Raw genomic sequence first — 16,082 nt, 5'->3', positions numbered from 1 at the left:
CTACTAGTTTACCCCCCCCCTGTAGGTGCTTGACTGATTTATTTGAAAACAACGTCATTCTATCAAGTTGCTTATTGAGCGTGATCAAGAATATCTTTCGCAGAAACAAGGACATAACCCGGCTTCGCTCGAAGCGCGTGATTGTGCTTCTCTTCATTCGAGTGTACCAAGCCAAGAGTGCCCAGTAATCCACCAAGCGCAGAGACGGGGCCATCGGCAAGAAGGCAGGCCGCACTCACTGCGAGGCCCAGAATTCCTGCAGAGTTTCGCCTAAGTGAGGGTGATCGCCTAGTTGCAGCGCTCAGCTCTGATCGAACTTCTGCGGCTTGCTCGCGTAGCTCCGCAACAATCTCTCTCCACCGATTGTCTGATCCTGGCAAATCATCTATGCCAGATAGACGACGTGCCATGAATTCACGCAGCTGCGGCAGAGCAACGCCTGCAGCATCGCGTAGCGATAACGTTTGCTCAATTGTAAGACTAGCAATCCACGGGAGTTCAGCGGTTCTGTTGGCCGTGAAGGCCATTAGCTCTGGCGACGTGAAGTGTACCCCGTCTGCGGATAGTAGAGCTGATATCCCGGTTGGAGAGTTTGAAAATACGCTACCTGAGGTCCATGCAGCGGCGCGCGCATCCCAAATGGTCGATCTGACCGCGTCATATACAAATGTCGATCGAAGATCCTCATCAGTCATTGTGCGGGTAGATTCACCCGAAAAATGTATGAAAAGAGCTGGTTCATATAGTGCGGTCAGATCAATGTGGCCCCCATCTTCATCGCGTTCAACCATCATCAGGTGACCAACCCTCGCGATCGCCTCATTGGTAAGATGTAACACTCTCTTGTCAAATTCATTCATGCAGGGAGCGCAAACTGACATGAAAGGGGACGTAAAGCAAAAAATTCCTGCTTCTATTAGTGGCTGCAAACGCTTCAGTACAGCGATATCAGCCGCAAGTCTGTAAAGCTCGGCATTGGTTGGGCGCGATCTGAGTTCTAGTATGCGTTCGTAGAAGAAGTCATGAGCAGTGACCCTATCAGACATCAACGCTACTGTTCGAGCAATCTGATCCGCATATCGAATCCGGCATTGCAATGCTTGACAAGCTCCTGTCGTGCCGAACAGATCGAGCCCTCCGCTCAGCACCGCCCTGAACTCCGGAGTGCTGCTGTCCATTCGCGGAAGAGGTTGCATAGAACCGAACTTCGTCTGATTTTTTAGGTCGCTAAGCATTGATTTTAGCTTTCTAAAAACCAAACGGGGATCCGAAAAATCGAAATTTTCGTTTAACAGCAGTGCTATATGTGCTGGCAGACCAGGCCTTGGATCAATCACGCGTAGCACCTGTAGTCAGTTTCCGATACCCGAAGTCTAAGACATTTCGTCGTTCCCTTGGAGCAACGGGTTCAGGTTCACATATCAATCGAGAGTGCTAAGTTTGAAGGCAACAGGGGACGGAGTTAATTAAGCAAACCGGTCGTACAGGCCTGCGCGGCGATGCCTGATAGCGGGGCTGTGTCGCTGCCGTCAGGCTGAGGTCTTCCTCTTGAGCCGGAGGCCGGCCATGCCGCGTCAGTCGCGTCTGGAACTACCCGGCGTTCCGATGCATGTCGTCCAGAGAGGCGTGAATCGGTGCGCGATCTTCTTGGACGATGAGGATCGGCATCACTATTGCCTGCTGTTACGCATGGCCCGCGAGCGCTTTGCTGTGCGGTGCATGCGCTTGTGTTGATGGACAACGAAACCTCAGGGTCAGGTTAACTTATCATTCGGCGGTGTTCGGTTTGCGTGGCCGATGAGCAGGCCTGACGCCTGCAAAGCGGTGGGTCTTGGCTTCGACCATTGCGCGGAAGGCGTCGTGGCCCAGAGCTCGCTGCTGCTGTAAACGAAGGCGGATGCTGGTGAGCAGTTCGTCGGACGGGGCTTCATCGAGCAGGGCGCGGTAGGCGTTGGATCGCTCGATCGGGTCGCTGCCAAGCGCAAGCCAACAGGGATGTGGCGCCAGTGCCGAGAGTCCGCGTTGCCCCAGATTGGCTGGCCAGCTGGACCAGCGATACGCCGTCGGGTCGTCGTTCAGGCGAGTACCCACCGCTTGAGTTCAATGTAGCAATAGCAGCTAAGGACGTAGCGAGCACTATTCACAAGGTAGGCTTTGTAGTGCCCTTCCCATAGCGTGCCGGTGCGCCCGTGGCAGCCATTGAATAGCTCCAATTAATTGACTTCTTGATTGCTGAATATAAGTCTCAAATATTCATATACGAATAGAGTTAATGTGCTCGAAATGATAAAAGGATATCTAGTAAAAAATTACCTTCTTTTGTTAGGTGCAGTGCTTGCGTCTGGCTGTGCATCAGCAGATTACAAGCCAAGTACGCCCGTTAGTCGTGTGCGGAATACTTCGTTATGTGCGGCATATGGACTGAGGGTGCCTGATGGAGATAAGATCCGAGCGGAACTCTCCTCGAGAAATGCCATTAACGCAGAGGAGTGGGTACACATCGAGCGACGAGAGATAACGGTTGGGATGCGGGAGTGTGCCGTACAAGCGATAGTTTCGGTTGCTGGTGCTGCCAAATATGTCTCCCATAAGATTGCGGGGAAGTTGGTGTCTAGGGACGTTTACTACCGATGCAACGACGTTGGTTCATCTCAGTGTCCGTTATTGAAGATTAGCTATGACAAGGAAGGGGTCGTAACTAGTGTTGGTTCGGCGCCTGACGTGCCTTAGTTGATTAAGAGGCTCCATTGCGGAGAGGCTGGGCCGACCATGGAGAGTGCCTTGGTCTGGTTCGAAGTAACGGGTCATGCCGCTCACCAATTGACGACGCTCGGCTTGCGCAGCTAGTGGAGAGCCTAGTGCCCGAAACGCGGCAGGCCTTGGCTTCGACCATCACGCGGAAGGCATAGTGGCCCATGTCGCCATGCTGCTGTAGATGAAGGCGGATGCTGGCGAGCACTTCGTCGGACAGGGCTTCATCGAGCAGGGCGCGGTAAGTGTTGGACCGCCCTTTCGGGTCGTTACCAAGCGCAAGCCAACAGGGATATGGCGTCAGTGCGGATTGCCAGCGCTGGCCAAGATTGGCTGGACAACCGGACTAGCGATACGTCGCCGGGGCGTCGGGCGGGTGAGTAGGCATTGGGCTGCTCCAAGAAGTTGGCTAAACCATTCGGGGACTAACAGCTTGAGCATCGGGTTCCATCGAAGGCTGCGCAGCAGCATGTTGGGCCAGTGCTGTACTGGAATTTTCGATAGTGGGAGGTTGCTCACTCGCAAGTACCGATGCGCGGAATCCAGGAGTCGTTCCTGCGACGAACACGTCGCCGTCGCGTTCAATGACGCGGCTCACTTTTGACATGTCGGTGATTCCAGCCTCGTGTGCACGCTGAGCAGCGAAGGCGACCCGTTCATCGGAGATGTGCTCAGGCAGCCCTTCCCGTAGTCCAGCGAAAAGACGATTTCCAGCATGCCCTGGATCAGTCATTGCCTTGGTCGGAGGGTTGCTATGTTCTTGCGATGAGTCATTCTGCCCAAGTGAGCTACTTGATCGTCCTTCGCGCGCAGGTGCGTTTACCTCAGGCGTGGACGGGGACGTCGGATGTCGAGACTCCAGCTCGCGAATGGTGTCGATCAACGCGTTGGGCGTTTCCACAGTGGGTAACCACGTTCCTGCGTCAATATGCTTCCCGGTGACGCGAGAAACCGTTTCGCTAGCCCATGAGGAGCAGTTGTTATTCAGTTCCCACGTGACGTTCTCGCGAAGTGCTTGGTCGAGGACTTTGGTTTGAGTTGGTGACAGGTCGTAGTATCGGTCTGCGTCAGAACGCTGTCGTTCTTCCTCTCCGGAACGGATATCGGTGCCATCCCCGTTATCCTTCACCATCGGATGATTGTCGGGCCACAATCCATAATATTCCGTGGGCGAGTTGCCTCGCTTGACCGTAATCCACGCATGGCCATCGGTCAGGCCGCCCTGTCCACCCCTGCTATGTATTCCAAGCAGAACGCGCTCACTAGCCGGTTCGGTGCCCATTGCATCGCTCCTTGACTGAAATTATGGAGTCAACGTTTCTTCAGTGTCTGCGTAGACCAGTACGACCTTTTCGCCCCCGTACGGTACGGTGACCTTCGGTGTCCAAGGCTCAGCTGGTGGCATGGCAGCCTTCGCCATGGCATCACACTTCTCATTGATGCCACATCTGCGGATGGCGATACGCAGTACGCCGCCCTCATTTACGAAATCAATGCCGGGAGAATAAAAAAGGCTTTCTGCAGGCATGTGATAGGTGATTTGGAGTGAGTCGCCCACTTTTTCGATCTTGACCGGCTGAACATCATTCTTCTTGTAATCAGAGCGCATGTTTCCTCCTGCACAAGCAGTCAAGGTTGATAGTGCGAGTAATCCCGTAGCAAACATCAGTCTACTTTTCATATCCATGTTCATGCCCAGCATGGGATCTGACGAGGTACGTTAGCACCTGCTACCTCGGCAAGCTAGAAGTCAGGCTATCGAAACTCGCTCGCAGCCACGCTTGGGTGTTAACAGCAAACCAATAAATAGCCGATGTCTTCTTGCGGTGAGTTCATTACTACGCCAAGGCTCGAACCGCAGCGCTTGACGGTAACCCACTTGTTAGGCGGTGCTGTCTTGACGATTTGCCTCAGCCAATAATTGCTCGTACGACTGCACGCGTATACGTAAGCGTACAAGATGCCAGGACATCGCAAAGGCAAACAACAGTATGAAAGCCAGCACGCCCTGCGTCAGGGTGATCTTGCTCAACACCGTCCAGTCTCCCATGCGCCAATCTTTCAGCTGAAGATACAGGGCAAGTAGGACAGGCATGAAGCCAAGCTTCTCCATTCCGCCGGTAAACAGCCCCAGACGGTCATGCATGTTGGTGCGACGGTCACGCATGAATGCCTCGCGCCGGCGGCGTTGTTCCAGCGGAAATTTGCGAAGCGACGCAACGATCGATTGATACTGGTGGAACTCCCGCTCCATCAGCTCTGCGTGATCCGCGTATGGGCGGCGGAAGCTCGGCCACTCGCGTTTGAACGAGAGCACGCCGTAGACCAGAAAACCTGCCAACTCAACCGCCAGGCCTGTGGCGGCTAAGTACACACCTACCTTGCCGCTCAGCAATGTGCCGGCCAAGATCCCAACGCCCGCACCGATCAAGCCGATCGCCAAGCTCCAGCGTTCGACCGGACCGGCGCGACCCTGCTCGGTCACATGGGTGTAGTGAGCAATTGCTGCAGAGAGCGAGGGAAAGCTAGGGTCTGTGAGCGTGATTGCCTCTCCATCAACGGCGGAGCTGCGTTCCGTTGCTACTTCATCCATTGAACTCATCTAGCTTCCCTCGGCGATTACGCGTCGAACCAATGTCTTTGACGATCAGTATTCCTCAGCCGTAGGTGGCGCGCCAGCAGGCTACTAAAACGCCTCAAGCATCCGCGTCAGTGGCTATTGACACACGCACGCTGCGCTCGCAATCTAAGCCCAAGGAGCGTCGAAACTCCTCTAAGAGCGGTACCCACCTCCGTCAAACCGGTGGGTTTTTTGTGCCTGCATCCTGCAGGTACAAGCCGACGCAATGCCTGCGTCGGGAGGGCGGCTAATACAACACCCGCAAGGGAAATACGCCCGCCGGCTCTTAGCGGTTTCGAACCTCCCGACATCCCGTCGCCGTTGGCGGCGGTTCTTGGGTTGTTCCAGGAGGGCGTTGCCATGTCTACCGCACCATCCATGCCGGCCTCTGTGTCGGTTGATCTATTGCCAGCCTCCGCTCACCGCCTGCATTGGTATGTGCGTGAGGTGCTACGCCAGCTCGCCGCACGCGCAGCTGTTGAGCAGGCGAGCGACTATATGGCGTATCCGCTAAGTCGCCAGCTCGCTGTGTTGCCGCACAACTCGCGCGGCCGGTTCGCACGCAGTGCCGTAGCGCTGCAGCAGCGCGTCGCCGCATCCACCAACCACCACCCGGAGGCGCCATGACACGCCGCCGTCCACCCACGGCATCTGCCAGCGCACGGCCCACCCGCACGCGTACGCGCCCCGCGCCGCCCAAGCGGGTGCAGTGGGTTGTTGTGGAACCCGACCGCACCAAGCTGCCACCGATGCTGCCACCCGACCCGGACGCCTCACCGCAAGGCCCCGGCACGCTGCGCGCACCCCGCCGCGCCCGGCGCCCGCGTCAATGCACCGTCAGCTACACCCATTACCCCGGTGCCCACGACCACGCCGGCGACCAGCACGTGCCCCACGTCCGCCTCAGCGGCTTGTGGCTGGAACAACTGGGCTTTGCCATCGGCACCAAGCTACGCATCACCGCCAGCGCGGGGCAGTTGTTGATGGAGGTATTGCCGCCGTTGGAGGTGCCGGCCGCATTACATAGGGGGAGGCGGTGAGGATACGAGCCTTTCGCCCGTCAGATTGACCCAGTGCGGCGGGCCCGTTGCGGTGTCACCACGCAAGCGGACGGGAACGTGCTGCGGGTGCCTGATCTAACGTCATTAGCGTGTTAGATTTCAGAGACAGTCCTAGCACAGGATAGAAGAAATGACCCTTCGCATTTGGGGATCGCATGCTTGGCAACTTTGTCAAAGACGTACTGCTTTCCCTAAGACAACGTTGTTGCCGTTCGGGCTGCTGGCGCTATGTACCCTTCATTCTGGGTGTGCCGCCAGCACTCTACACGATCAGTCAGCCGCACCGGCTACCAAGCCCCCCGTTGAAACCAGGAGCAAAGACGTGACGGAACGCCTCAAGCAAGATGTGGATCGTTTGATCGCAACTGACTTCCAGGATAGTGCCGCCATCAGTACGCAGCTTCAAACTCAATTCGGACCGCGTCAGGTAGACGGGGAAAGAGAGCTGCGCGTCAGCGAGGGCGGCATACTGGCTGGTGAAAGGTTGCAGCGTGTTGAGTTCAGCAATGCAGTAGATGATCCATCGCGCGGGAAGTTGGTGATAGATTTCTCGCCCCCTGGTCCAGCCTTCGTGAATGCTCCCTGGGAGGATGCTATTCCTTATCCACCTCGGCCCGATGCACCTGGTTCGAGAGCCTATTGGGTGATGACGCTTGATGGCGCAAAAGTCACTTTTGGCCTGACGGAGGATCAGTCGCACCTGAGCTATATTTCTATTAATAAGCTGTGAGCTCAAGGCTTAGTTTCTCAAGCAAGGGAAATGCATAATTGAAAGTAATGAAGAATAAAAATTTCCACAACCGCATCAGGGTGGCGCAGCATCTACTAATGTACGCCCGACTTCACCGCTGACAGATCCTGCACTTGCGCCGTTTGTCGATCAGTCGCCTACACTCCAAGCAGGTTTGTCTCAGCTCAAGCGTGAAGAGATAGGTGTCGTTTGGGGGCGCGCGGGCGAGGGAACTTACATCGTTCCCGACAGACGAATCGTGATTGATCAGAACGCGATGGGGAAGGGAGAGCGGCTTGTCAGATCACTCTCACATGAAATTGGGCACCATCGTTTCGCCGAGGAACCCGATTATTCGTCCAAGCAAGCTTATGTAACTAACATGCTCCGTGGCGAAGCCGCAGCAACGCTCAGCAACGCATTGGTTCGACGTGAGATTATGAATCATCAGGGGCCGGATATCGGTATCGCCGGAAGCGGAACCAGGCCACAGCAGTACGAGAAAATTGCCGATCAACAAATGGCAGGTCGCATTACGCGCGATGCTGCGTTGAATCAGATTGCCCAGGTATTCAAGACAGAGCAACCTTCCGTTGGGCCAAGTAAGACATACGAGCAATATTACGGCGATTACTACGATAAACACATTGCGCCGTTGCAACGCAAGCAGGGTCGGCCGGAACCCGGAACCGTTAGTGACATCACTTCTTCCGATGTGAAGCAAAGCGCGTTGGGCCCTGACTCACCCTCTGCATCACAGAAGGCGCCACTATCACCCTCGCAGCCAGGCCACGCGGACTACCCGCTGTATCAACAGATCAAAGGCGGTGTGATGCAGCTCGATGCCCAGCATGGCAGGGAGTGGGATGCATCAAGCCAGCGCATGACCGCCAGCTTGCTGGCGCTGGCAAAAGAGGAAGGACTGTCGCGGGTGGACCATGTCGTGCTCAACAACCCAACGGCTCAGCTGGCCGGGGGCGAGAAGGTCTTCGTCGTCCAGGGCGCCCTCAATGACCCGGCACACCAGCGTGCGCACATGCCGACGGTGGACGCCGTGCAGGCGCCAGAGACCCAATCGTTCGATCGCTTGCAGGCAATCAACCAGACTCAGGCCCAGGCGCGCGAGCAGCAGCAGGCGCTGGAGCAATCGCAGCAAGCCGTTACCCAGGCTGGCCCGTCAATGACGCGCTGAGATGTTCTATATCGCTGGTACGCTCGCACTCAGTGCGACGAAGGCCGGGGTATGCATGTGAGCGTAAGGTTACTTAACTGCGTACTGGTTTTGCTCCTGGCTACAACAAGTTGCACCTTGATATTTGCCGGGACTAGTGCTCATGAGCTGCAAGATCTCTCACTTTGTGCAGAGTCCCGGAACTGGGCGAGCGCAGGTGTAAACCGGGCATTGAAAATCACACCGCAGATCATCGAAGATGAAAACGGGCGCTCATATCACTTTGATCTTGGTGGGAGAGACGGGTTGCGCTACCTGGATGCCAGTTGTGGATTCGGTGCCTATGCTGAGTGCAACTTTGAGGTTGCATCTGCGAATGGCAGAGGTTTTGGATTTTCCGAAGTTTCGACATTCAGTCTTTGGGAGCGTGACCGAGAGTTTTATCTCGTCTACCGTGTCGTTGCCCCAAAGGGGGAGTCTGAAAGAGGCCTGCGAAGAGTCGTCAAGGTGGATGACCCACCTGTGGAGATATGCAATCAGATCGGCGACTACTCAAATTTGATGTAAACGGCCGTCGCAACGTCAATGGTCTTCTCAGTAGCTTGGGACTTGGACATTTGGCAAAGAAGGAATCGCCACTTTTACAAAGATGCGTACACTGCGCCCTCCTGGTAGAAACACTCCTCTACCGCAGGAAGGAGCCGCGTCATATGCCATTCGCTATCTTCCGCCCCCACGTTTCGGCAGTGGCCACAGTGGTCGTTGCCGCCTTTGCAGGATGCGCCATGACCGAGCCGCCGATTTCAAAGAAACAGTTCTCCGAGCATGTTGTGACGCTGTTGGCCGGCAAGGACTCGGCTGTGGTTGAGGCCGGGACGTTGACTGATTTCGCCTGGAAGACGTTGTGCTTCGAGCGCGACGACAGTTTGTTGCTCAAGTTCGATCAGGGCGGGGAGACATCCGTGCTGCCGCTGCCTTATGAAGAGTTCTTCGTGGATGAGGCACATGTGGCCAATTCCCTCGAGGATAGCTGTGTGACGCCATCCGATCGCATCCTGATCAAGAAGAAGTATCCGGGCTATCAAGGGCCTATCGAGTTTCAGAAGGCAGCGCAGGGATCCTGAGCCATGGTCGATATCACCGATCCGAAGGGCGCCAAGCGTGAGATCGAGCAGGAAGCGTATCGGCACTACGAACAGTTGAGCGGCATCACCTTGGCAAAGCGTCCCGATGGCACGTTCCAGTCGCAGGGGCACAATGATCAGCTCGATGCCTTCCGGCATGCGTATACCAGCGGCCGTGTCACCCAGCTCACGTTAGGGCAGCAGTGGATTGCACGTAAGTTCGGGGATGAGGCCGAGATTGGGCCGGCCCATCCAAATGATCCTTACGAACACCGGATGGACTTGTGGAACAACGAAGCCGGCCGCCGGCTCGGCGATCAGACCTCCGGGCAGGATGCGCTTGCGCGTCAGGCATACGACGCGCTGCGTCACGGTGATCTGGCGACCGGTTTGAACGATCCACGCCTCAGGCAGTTGTTTCCTGACGATCCACGACTGGCGCGCCCCCAGGGAGATCCAGAACGGGACCTTGTGACCGGGAGCGATGTTGATCGGATCAACAAGGATGTGTCGCGCCTGCAGGACCAGGCGCATGACAGGTTCCCAGACTCGCATCCGGATCGTGCGTATTTCAATACGCTGCGTGGGCAACTGCCGGCATCAGTTTCCGATACCAAAGTCGCCGAGGTGATGATTGCCGCAAAGCTGGCCGGTGTGGAACGGGTTGACCAGCTCGCCGGTGCCGTCCTGCGTGATGACCACATCTTTGTGGCTGGGAAGACGCCAGGATTTCGTGTGCAGGTGGACGCAACGACGCCGGCGCCCGATGTGCGCCAGAGCCTCTACATGGCCGACCAGCACAATGCTGTCCACGCCTACGACCAAGCGCAGTCGCAGGCCGTACAACAGGCGCCTGCGCCTGGACGTTAACCGCCCACGGGAGCCTAGTTGGGCGGCTGGAGATTGTCGCGTGCTACCCGATGTCTTTCGTGTTTGAGCCTGTCGGTCACGACTAGTCCTTCTTTTGCCTGGCAAGCCCTTTTTTGCACAACCCAAAGTTGGTTCTAGCTGCGCGGACGATTGCCAGATAGCGATCGGCAAGGACCGGCGGCCAGTTGTCCGTTACCGCATCGTCTGGTGACGCTGCATCGTCAGCGTAGTCGTGCAGCGTTTCCAGGCATTGCGTGTACTGGGAAGTCTTGTATTGGGTGATTGCCAGGTCGTTGCGCATATCTCCCTTCTCGTCCCATTCCAGTGTCTGCCCGCACTGCGTCAGGATGGGAGACAGTGTAGAGAGCGCTGCTTGATAGTCCTTGCGATCGTAGTGCTGCTGAAACACCGCGCGCGTGCGGGCAATGGCGTTGCGGTCGCAGCCTGTCGTGGCACGAAGGTAACGCGCCTCAAAACCGCCGTTATAGCCGCACAAGGTTTTGCATTCCATCGGGGTGGGCGATGTGACGTCGATGCCTTCGGCGACTGGTGAGAACTGAACCTTGCAGCCTGTAGCGCCAGCTTCATCCTCTGCGCTGCCTTGCATGCCGCGGACGGTGCCCTGCAGTGAACACATCGATTGGCCGGTGGTGCTTTCCACGGAGAATCGGAGCGCGCCATTGTCTTTGGTCAGCAGCAACCGGCCCCACCCCGCGTCTGTAATGTATTCACCTGGCTCAAGCGGCCTGGCTTCCACATGCTGCGCAACGGCAGATGTATGGGGAGCTGCCTTCAATGCGGTTGGCCCAGGCTTGCTGATGGTTGACTGTGCAGCAACTGGCGCGATGAAGAGGGTGCCGGCCAGCCCTGCGATCATCCAGGTGGCACGCATGAGGTAGTCCATTGCGTTGGGTTTCCTTTGCTTTTATGCGTGTGGCGTAAGTTGGTTCCATCGGTCTATGCGGTGTCTGAATCCGGATAGCAGCGTGCCCTGATTCCGTCATCAGCACTGCGGACGATAGTCTGCCCGTTTCGCTTTGCATCTGCCGTATGTATGTGCGTACTGACGGCAATGTACGGGCTCATTTTCCCTCGGCCACATGCAGTGGCCTAGTGCCCGCTTCGTAGCAAGCGGCGTATCCATTGTTCGCGACTGCTGCAGTATTCCGCCTTACTGTTTGCGTGGGGTGTTTGAGGAAAACGTGGCAACCGTGCGATGCCGCAGGCAGGACTGCGCTTGCAGCGACCGGGTGTGGAATGTGGTGATCTCGACGGAGGCTGACTAACGCGCAAAACGTAGGGGGTTAGCATCGCTTGCCGTCATAGAGGAAGAGGTGGGGCTGCGGTTCGGGGTGCGGTGCCCACCACCCACTCTCCACCTTTTGGCTGCACTGCTCATGTTCAGATCCACTTGCACGGCCCTTGCGCGCGCATGGCGCTGGTGTGTTGTGTCGCAAGATGCGTGGGGGCGTTGGTGGGCAGCGGCACTCGGCCGTAGGCGCGGCGATCACGATGAGCTCGCGTGACGGGCCGCCTGCGGCGCGCGGCCAGATGTCGCTTGGGGAAAGGGAGCGCCTGCGTGCCGAGTTCGACCAGGCGCTGGCCGCACTGCATCCTGAGCTGTTGGCGTACCTGCGCCGCCGTACGCGTGATGCCGAAACGGCTGCAGACCTGGCGCAGGAGACCTTCTCGCGGATGATGGTGTACCGCGATGCGCCCAACATCGGCGACCGCCGGCTGCTGATGTATCGCATCGCGCACAATATGGTGATCGAGCTGCGGCGCTCACGGCAGCGGCGGCTGGCGGCGCAGCATGTATCGCTGGATCAGGTGGCGCCGATCAGGGCAGACGAGGCCGGCGTGGACGAGATTGCCGAGGCGCGCCAGACGCTCGATGTGCTGCTCAAGCGCACCTTGCTCGAGCTGCCGCCAAAGTGCCGGCTTGCGTTCAAGCTGAGTCGGTTCGACGGGCTCACCTATCCGCAGATCGCCGCGAAGATGGGCATCTCCATCAAGATGGTGGAGAAGCACATCAGCCGTGCGCTGCTGGCGTGTCGTGCGGCCGTGGGGGAGTTGCCGCAGTAACCGGCCTGCAAGGCCGCTGGCTGGCGCCGCCGGAAGTTGCTGGTAGCATCGTGCGCGAGGGCGCAGGGAGACCGCCCGCCGGGAGTCACCAGCCATGCGTGCAGAGTCCGAGCGTATCCACACGCAGGCGGCCGCCTATCTCGTGCGACACGGGCGCGAGAACGCGGCCGAGCGCGCCGCACGTGAGGCATGGCTGGCTGCCGACCCGCGCCACCATGCGGCCTACCAGCAGTTGCTCGAGGTGGACGCACACGCGGCGGCGCTGCTGGATGATCCCGAGTTGCAGGCCGTCACTGCACGCGACCTGGAGCTGCTGTCCCGGCCCTCTGGCCGGCGTCGTCGCTGGCCCTGGCTGGTACTGACAGCGATGCTGATTGCCGCGATCGGCTATGCGGTGCATCACCTGCTGAGGCAGTAGCGCGCATTTGGCACTCGACACTCGGTACTCAGCACACAGCACAAAGCACAAAGCACAAAGCACAAAGCACAAAGCACTCTGCACTGCGAGTTGCATAGACCGTTGAATGTGCGCTCTGCTGCAGCGCTGCCTGCATCTTGCACACGGTGTTGGTAGGGCATTGCGCTTGCGCAGCATCACTTGTTGTCGGGGGACGCAATGGCGATGGTGCCGCGCCCAGGACGCGAAGGATGCACATGCACGTACGACGGGCAGTAACGGGGAGCGGTGTCGGTTTTGATCATGCACGCAGCAGGCTGGTAGTGGCGGTGATGGCGCTGCTGTCGCTGCACGAGCTTGGGGCGCAGCAACACGCTTCCGCGCAACGCGTGCAGGTACCTGCGGTGGAAGCCGACACGCAGCGCGTTGATGCGCCTGCCAACGTCGCCGTTGCAAGGCGTGCACTGGCGGGGGCGATGCGGGCATAGCGCGTCGAACGCGCAGCAGGTGGTGGGGGAGGGCAATAGCGCACACAGCGATTGACGTGTCGGGACCCGGATGGGTGCCGGGGCACTTTGCGTGCGCGACGATTGCTCGTAAGAAAAACAGTTAGAGATTCTGATCACTGTTCGCCGCGTTGCGGTGACCGTGTTTCAGCAGTCAGGTGCAGGACCGATCTTGCTCAGCTGGCGATGTGCTCCGGGCCGACCGGAGTGCGCCGTCGGCGGGCCAACCCAGGCAAGCCAAAGGACGCAGCATGAAGACACGTACGTTACGCGACGCCATTTCCATCGCCCTGTTCGCCATGGCGAGCGGGGCGGCAGGTGCGGTGGGGGCACAGGCGGCGACGGCGGAGGTGGCGACGGAAGCTCAGGCAGCGGCGCAGAAAACGCCGGCAGCCGTGGCAACGAACCCAGGCGAGCCGGCCAGGCCCGGCTCGCCGGAGCCTGCGATTGCGGCGGCACCGCCGGCGCAAACCGCCGCGACCGAGTTGGAGTCCATCGAGGTCACCGGCACGCGCATCAAGGGCGGTGCGGTGCCGTCGCCGGTGATTTCGATCAGCGCGGCGCGGATCCAGGAAGAGGATTTCAGCGATCTGGGCGAGGTGATCCGCAGCGTGCCGCAGAACTTCTCCGGTGGGCAGAACCCCGGCGTGCTGAGCGGCAATCTGGCCGGGGCCGGCAGTGCGAACCAGAACATGACCGGTGGCGCGAGCCTCAACCTGCGCGGCCTGGGCGCCGATGCCACGCTCACCCTGCTCAATGGGCGCCGGCTTGCCTATGGCGGATTCACCCAGGCGGTGGACCTCAGCGCGATCCCGGTGGAGGCAGTGGAGCGGCTGGAGATCGTGGCCGACGGTGCGTCGGCAATCTATGGGTCGGACGCGGTGGGTGGCGTGGGCAACGTGATCCTCAAGCGCGACTACGACGGCGTGAACGTCGGTACGCGCTTCGGCCGGGCGACGCAGGGTGGTCTCACTTCGCGGCAATACAGCGTCACGGCCGGCACCACCTGGCGCAGCGGTGGCGTGATCGCAACCTACCAGGACGTCTCGGCAGACCCGATCTACAGCCGTCAGCGCAGTTACACCACACAGCTGGTGGACCCGTCCACGCTGTATCCGGGCAGCGACCTACGCAGCGGGCTGCTGAGTGCCTACCAGGCGCTGGGCGACAACGCCGAGCTGCGCCTGGATGCGTTACGCACTGAACGCGACCAGCTGCACTTTTATGCTGTCAGTGGCCGCAACAGCCGGGTCACGCCGACCACCACCAGCCTGCTGCTGTCGCCGAGCCTTGCGGTGTGGTTGCCCAACGACTGGACGCTGACATTGGGCGCCACCGACGGCAACAGCAAGCACGATCAATACCGCCAGGAAACGGCGCTGGCCAGCGGTGCGGTGAGCGTGACCGACCTGTGCTACTGCAACGACAGCCGCAGCTACGAGCTGGGTGCCGAGGGGCCGCTGTTCGCATTGCCGGCAGGCGATGCGCGCCTTGCCGCAGGGGTGGGGTATCGCAGCAACACGTTCCGCAACGTCAACCACGTCAATGGCGTGGAGACGATCGACGGCAGCGAAAGCGCGCGCTTTGCCTATGCGGAGGTGAGCCTGCCAGTGGCGGACCCGGCGCAGGGCGTGCCCGGTGTGCAGCGACTGACGCTGACCGCGGCGGTGCGCGGGGAGGACTACAGCAGCTTTGGCGGGGTGACAACGCCCAAGTTCGGTGTGCTGTATGCGCCTGGCAGCGACGTGACGCTCAAGGCATCGTGGGGCAAGTCGTTCAAGGCGCCGACGCTGTTCGAGCGCAACTACGCGCAGGAGGCGTGGCTGTTCCAGCCGGGTGCGTTCGGCGGGGTGGGCTTTCCCGCCGGGACGACGGTGCTGGTGGCCGATGGCGGCAACCAGGATCTGCAGCCGGAGCGCGCCATCACCCGCTCGGTCTCGCTGGCCTGGCACCCCGAGGCGCTGGATGGCCTGGAAGCGGAGCTGACCTGGTTCGGGGTGGACCACAGCAACCGCGTGCTGCAGCCGATCGCCAATGCCAGCCAGGCCTTGCGCAATCCGATCTACGCGCCCTTCGTGGACCGCGCGCCGACGCCGCAGGCGCAGGCCGATGTGATTGCGCTCGCCAGCCGGTTCTCCAACTTTGCCGGCGTCGCCTACGACCCGAGCCGGGTGGCGGCAATCATCTACACGCAATACGCCAACGTGGCGCAGCAGGATATCGAGGGGCTGGACCTGAGCGGTAGCTACCAGGTGGCGTTGGCGCGCGGCACGCTGACCTTGCGCGGGGCGGCGAGCTGGCTGGACAGCACGCAGCAGACGTTGCCCACGCAACCGGCGTTCGATCTGTCCGGCACGCTGTTCAACCCACCCAGGCTGAGCAGCCGCGTGGGCGCGGTATGGAAGCAGGGCGGGCTCACTGCCTCGCTGTTCGGCAACTACCGCGGCGGGGTGCGCAACCGCGCCGATGGAGTGGAGTCGGCATCGTTCACCACATTCGACATGGCGTTGCGCTACGCCACCGGCGCACGCCGCGATGCATGGGCGGGGCTGGAGTTCGGGGTATCGGTGGACAACGCCTTCGATCGCGATCCGCCGTTGTACCGGGTGACCTCGCCGCTGTACGTGGCCCCGTACGACTCCACCAACTATTCGGCGATCGGCCGCTTCGTGAGCGTGTCGGTGTCCAAGCGCTGGTGATGCGTCGGCTGCCTGCTGCAGCCGAGGTACAGGCATGGCTCTTGAGTGTTGCTGAGAGGAGTGTGTGC

At 59.5% G+C, this 16,082-nt stretch carries 14 protein-coding genes and 2 pseudogenes; 10 read left to right on the top strand and 6 right to left on the bottom strand.

Annotated elements, in window-relative coordinates; all coding sequences use genetic code 11:
* Positions 1-71 precede the first annotated feature (71 nt).
* Positions 72-1,337: a hypothetical protein gene (locus EO170_RS10645; RefSeq protein WP_126944744.1), complete on the bottom strand. Its 1,266-nt coding sequence runs from the start codon at positions 1,335-1,337 to the stop codon at positions 72-74.
* A gap of 229 nt (positions 1,338-1,566) precedes the next feature.
* Between EO170_RS10645 and EO170_RS21920 the strand changes: the two are divergent.
* Positions 1,567-1,742, top strand: a pseudogene (locus EO170_RS21920) (transposase); the annotation flags it as partial.
* A 25-nt stretch (positions 1,743-1,767) separates the two neighbouring features.
* Here the strand turns inward: EO170_RS21920 and EO170_RS21725 are convergent.
* From EO170_RS21725 to EO170_RS10620, 4 genes are all read right to left on the bottom strand, one after another.
* Entirely contained in the window at positions 1,768-2,091 is a 324-nt protein-coding gene (locus EO170_RS21725) for a transposase (protein WP_241239420.1), read from the bottom strand.
* A gap of 1,069 nt (positions 2,092-3,160) precedes the next feature.
* Complete coding sequence (locus EO170_RS10630; protein ID WP_126944741.1) at positions 3,161-4,033, bottom strand: hypothetical protein; 873 nt, start codon at positions 4,031-4,033, stop codon at positions 3,161-3,163.
* 21 nt (positions 4,034-4,054) lie between these two features.
* Positions 4,055-4,453 (bottom strand): hypothetical protein, encoded by a 399-nt coding sequence (locus tag EO170_RS10625; RefSeq protein ID WP_241239419.1) that lies wholly within the window; start codon positions 4,451-4,453, stop codon positions 4,055-4,057.
* A 180-nt stretch (positions 4,454-4,633) separates the two neighbouring features.
* Positions 4,634-5,344, bottom strand: coding sequence for a hypothetical protein (locus tag EO170_RS10620; RefSeq protein WP_241239418.1), 711 nt, complete (start codon positions 5,342-5,344; stop codon positions 4,634-4,636).
* A 650-nt stretch (positions 5,345-5,994) separates the two neighbouring features.
* Between EO170_RS10620 and EO170_RS10605 the strand changes: the two genes are divergently transcribed.
* The 6 genes and pseudogenes from EO170_RS10605 to EO170_RS10580 all read left to right on the top strand — a co-directional run bounded on the left by EO170_RS10605 (position 5,995) and on the right by EO170_RS10580 (position 10,327).
* Entirely contained in the window at positions 5,995-6,411 is a 417-nt protein-coding gene (locus tag EO170_RS10605; RefSeq protein ID WP_126944735.1) for a SymE family type I addiction module toxin, read from the top strand.
* 343 nt (positions 6,412-6,754) lie between these two features.
* The gene (locus tag EO170_RS10600) at positions 6,755-7,162 is read left to right on the top strand and encodes a hypothetical protein (protein ID WP_104649279.1); all 408 of its coding nucleotides are present in this window, start codon (positions 6,755-6,757) and stop codon (positions 7,160-7,162) included.
* A gap of 775 nt (positions 7,163-7,937) precedes the next feature.
* Positions 7,938-8,354 (top strand): annotated as a pseudogene (locus tag EO170_RS21915) (XVIPCD domain-containing protein); the annotation flags it as partial.
* 210 nt (positions 8,355-8,564) lie between these two features.
* Positions 8,565-8,900 (top strand): hypothetical protein, encoded by a 336-nt coding sequence (locus tag EO170_RS21600; protein WP_241239416.1) that lies wholly within the window; start codon positions 8,565-8,567, stop codon positions 8,898-8,900.
* 143 nt (positions 8,901-9,043) lie between these two features.
* Positions 9,044-9,457, top strand: a complete 414-nt coding sequence (locus tag EO170_RS10585) for a hypothetical protein (protein WP_126944729.1) — start codon at positions 9,044-9,046, stop codon at positions 9,455-9,457.
* A 3-nt stretch (positions 9,458-9,460) separates the two neighbouring features.
* Positions 9,461-10,327, top strand: a complete 867-nt coding sequence (locus EO170_RS10580; protein WP_126944726.1) for a hypothetical protein — start codon at positions 9,461-9,463, stop codon at positions 10,325-10,327.
* Between the two features lie 82 nt (positions 10,328-10,409).
* Here EO170_RS10580 and EO170_RS10575 read toward each other — a convergent pair whose 3' ends face one another.
* Positions 10,410-11,231, bottom strand: a complete 822-nt coding sequence (locus tag EO170_RS10575) for a hypothetical protein (RefSeq protein WP_241239415.1) — start codon at positions 11,229-11,231, stop codon at positions 10,410-10,412.
* Positions 11,232-11,839: 608 nt separating this feature from the next.
* On the opposite strand from EO170_RS10575, the gene EO170_RS10570 reads away from it, so the two are divergent.
* The 3 genes from EO170_RS10570 to EO170_RS10560 all read left to right on the top strand — a co-directional run bounded on the left by EO170_RS10570 (position 11,840) and on the right by EO170_RS10560 (position 16,014).
* Complete coding sequence (locus EO170_RS10570) at positions 11,840-12,412, top strand: RNA polymerase sigma factor (protein WP_241239414.1); 573 nt, start codon at positions 11,840-11,842, stop codon at positions 12,410-12,412.
* Between the two features lie 94 nt (positions 12,413-12,506).
* Positions 12,507-12,830: a DUF4880 domain-containing protein gene (locus EO170_RS10565; protein ID WP_126944720.1), complete on the top strand. Its 324-nt coding sequence runs from the start codon at positions 12,507-12,509 to the stop codon at positions 12,828-12,830.
* 736 nt (positions 12,831-13,566) lie between these two features.
* The gene (locus EO170_RS10560; protein ID WP_126944717.1) at positions 13,567-16,014 is read left to right on the top strand and encodes a TonB-dependent receptor; all 2,448 of its coding nucleotides are present in this window, start codon (positions 13,567-13,569) and stop codon (positions 16,012-16,014) included.
* The last annotated feature ends 68 nt before the right edge of the window (positions 16,015-16,082 follow it).

This window comes from Xanthomonas sp. BRIP62409 (genome assembly GCF_003992965.1).
In the GTDB taxonomy this organism is placed as follows: Bacteria; Pseudomonadota; Gammaproteobacteria; order Xanthomonadales; family Xanthomonadaceae; genus Xanthomonas; species Xanthomonas euroxanthea.
This window is presented reverse-complemented; position numbering and strand designations above follow the sequence as displayed.

Excerpts from the sequence above, each read along its gene's own strand:
- EO170_RS10630 (WP_126944741.1), bottom strand. The coding sequence starts at position 4,033 with ATGGGCACCGAACCGGCTAGTGAGCGCGTTCTGCTTGGAATACATAGC.
- EO170_RS10620 (WP_241239418.1), bottom strand. The coding sequence starts at position 5,344 with ATGGATGAAGTAGCAACGGAACGCAGCTCCGCCGTTGATGGAGAGGCA.
- EO170_RS10575 (WP_241239415.1), bottom strand. The coding sequence starts at position 11,231 with ATGGACTACCTCATGCGTGCCACCTGGATGATCGCAGGGCTGGCCGGC.
- EO170_RS10585 (WP_126944729.1), top strand. The coding sequence starts at position 9,044 with ATGCCATTCGCTATCTTCCGCCCCCACGTTTCGGCAGTGGCCACAGTG.
- EO170_RS10625 (WP_241239419.1), bottom strand. The coding sequence starts at position 4,453 with ATGCTGGGCATGAACATGGATATGAAAAGTAGACTGATGTTTGCTACG.
- EO170_RS10560 (WP_126944717.1), top strand. The coding sequence starts at position 13,567 with ATGAAGACACGTACGTTACGCGACGCCATTTCCATCGCCCTGTTCGCC.
- EO170_RS10605 (WP_126944735.1), top strand. The coding sequence starts at position 5,995 with ATGACACGCCGCCGTCCACCCACGGCATCTGCCAGCGCACGGCCCACC.
- EO170_RS10580 (WP_126944726.1), top strand. The coding sequence starts at position 9,461 with ATGGTCGATATCACCGATCCGAAGGGCGCCAAGCGTGAGATCGAGCAG.
- EO170_RS10570 (WP_241239414.1), top strand. The coding sequence starts at position 11,840 with ATGAGCTCGCGTGACGGGCCGCCTGCGGCGCGCGGCCAGATGTCGCTT.
- EO170_RS10565 (WP_126944720.1), top strand. The coding sequence starts at position 12,507 with ATGCGTGCAGAGTCCGAGCGTATCCACACGCAGGCGGCCGCCTATCTC.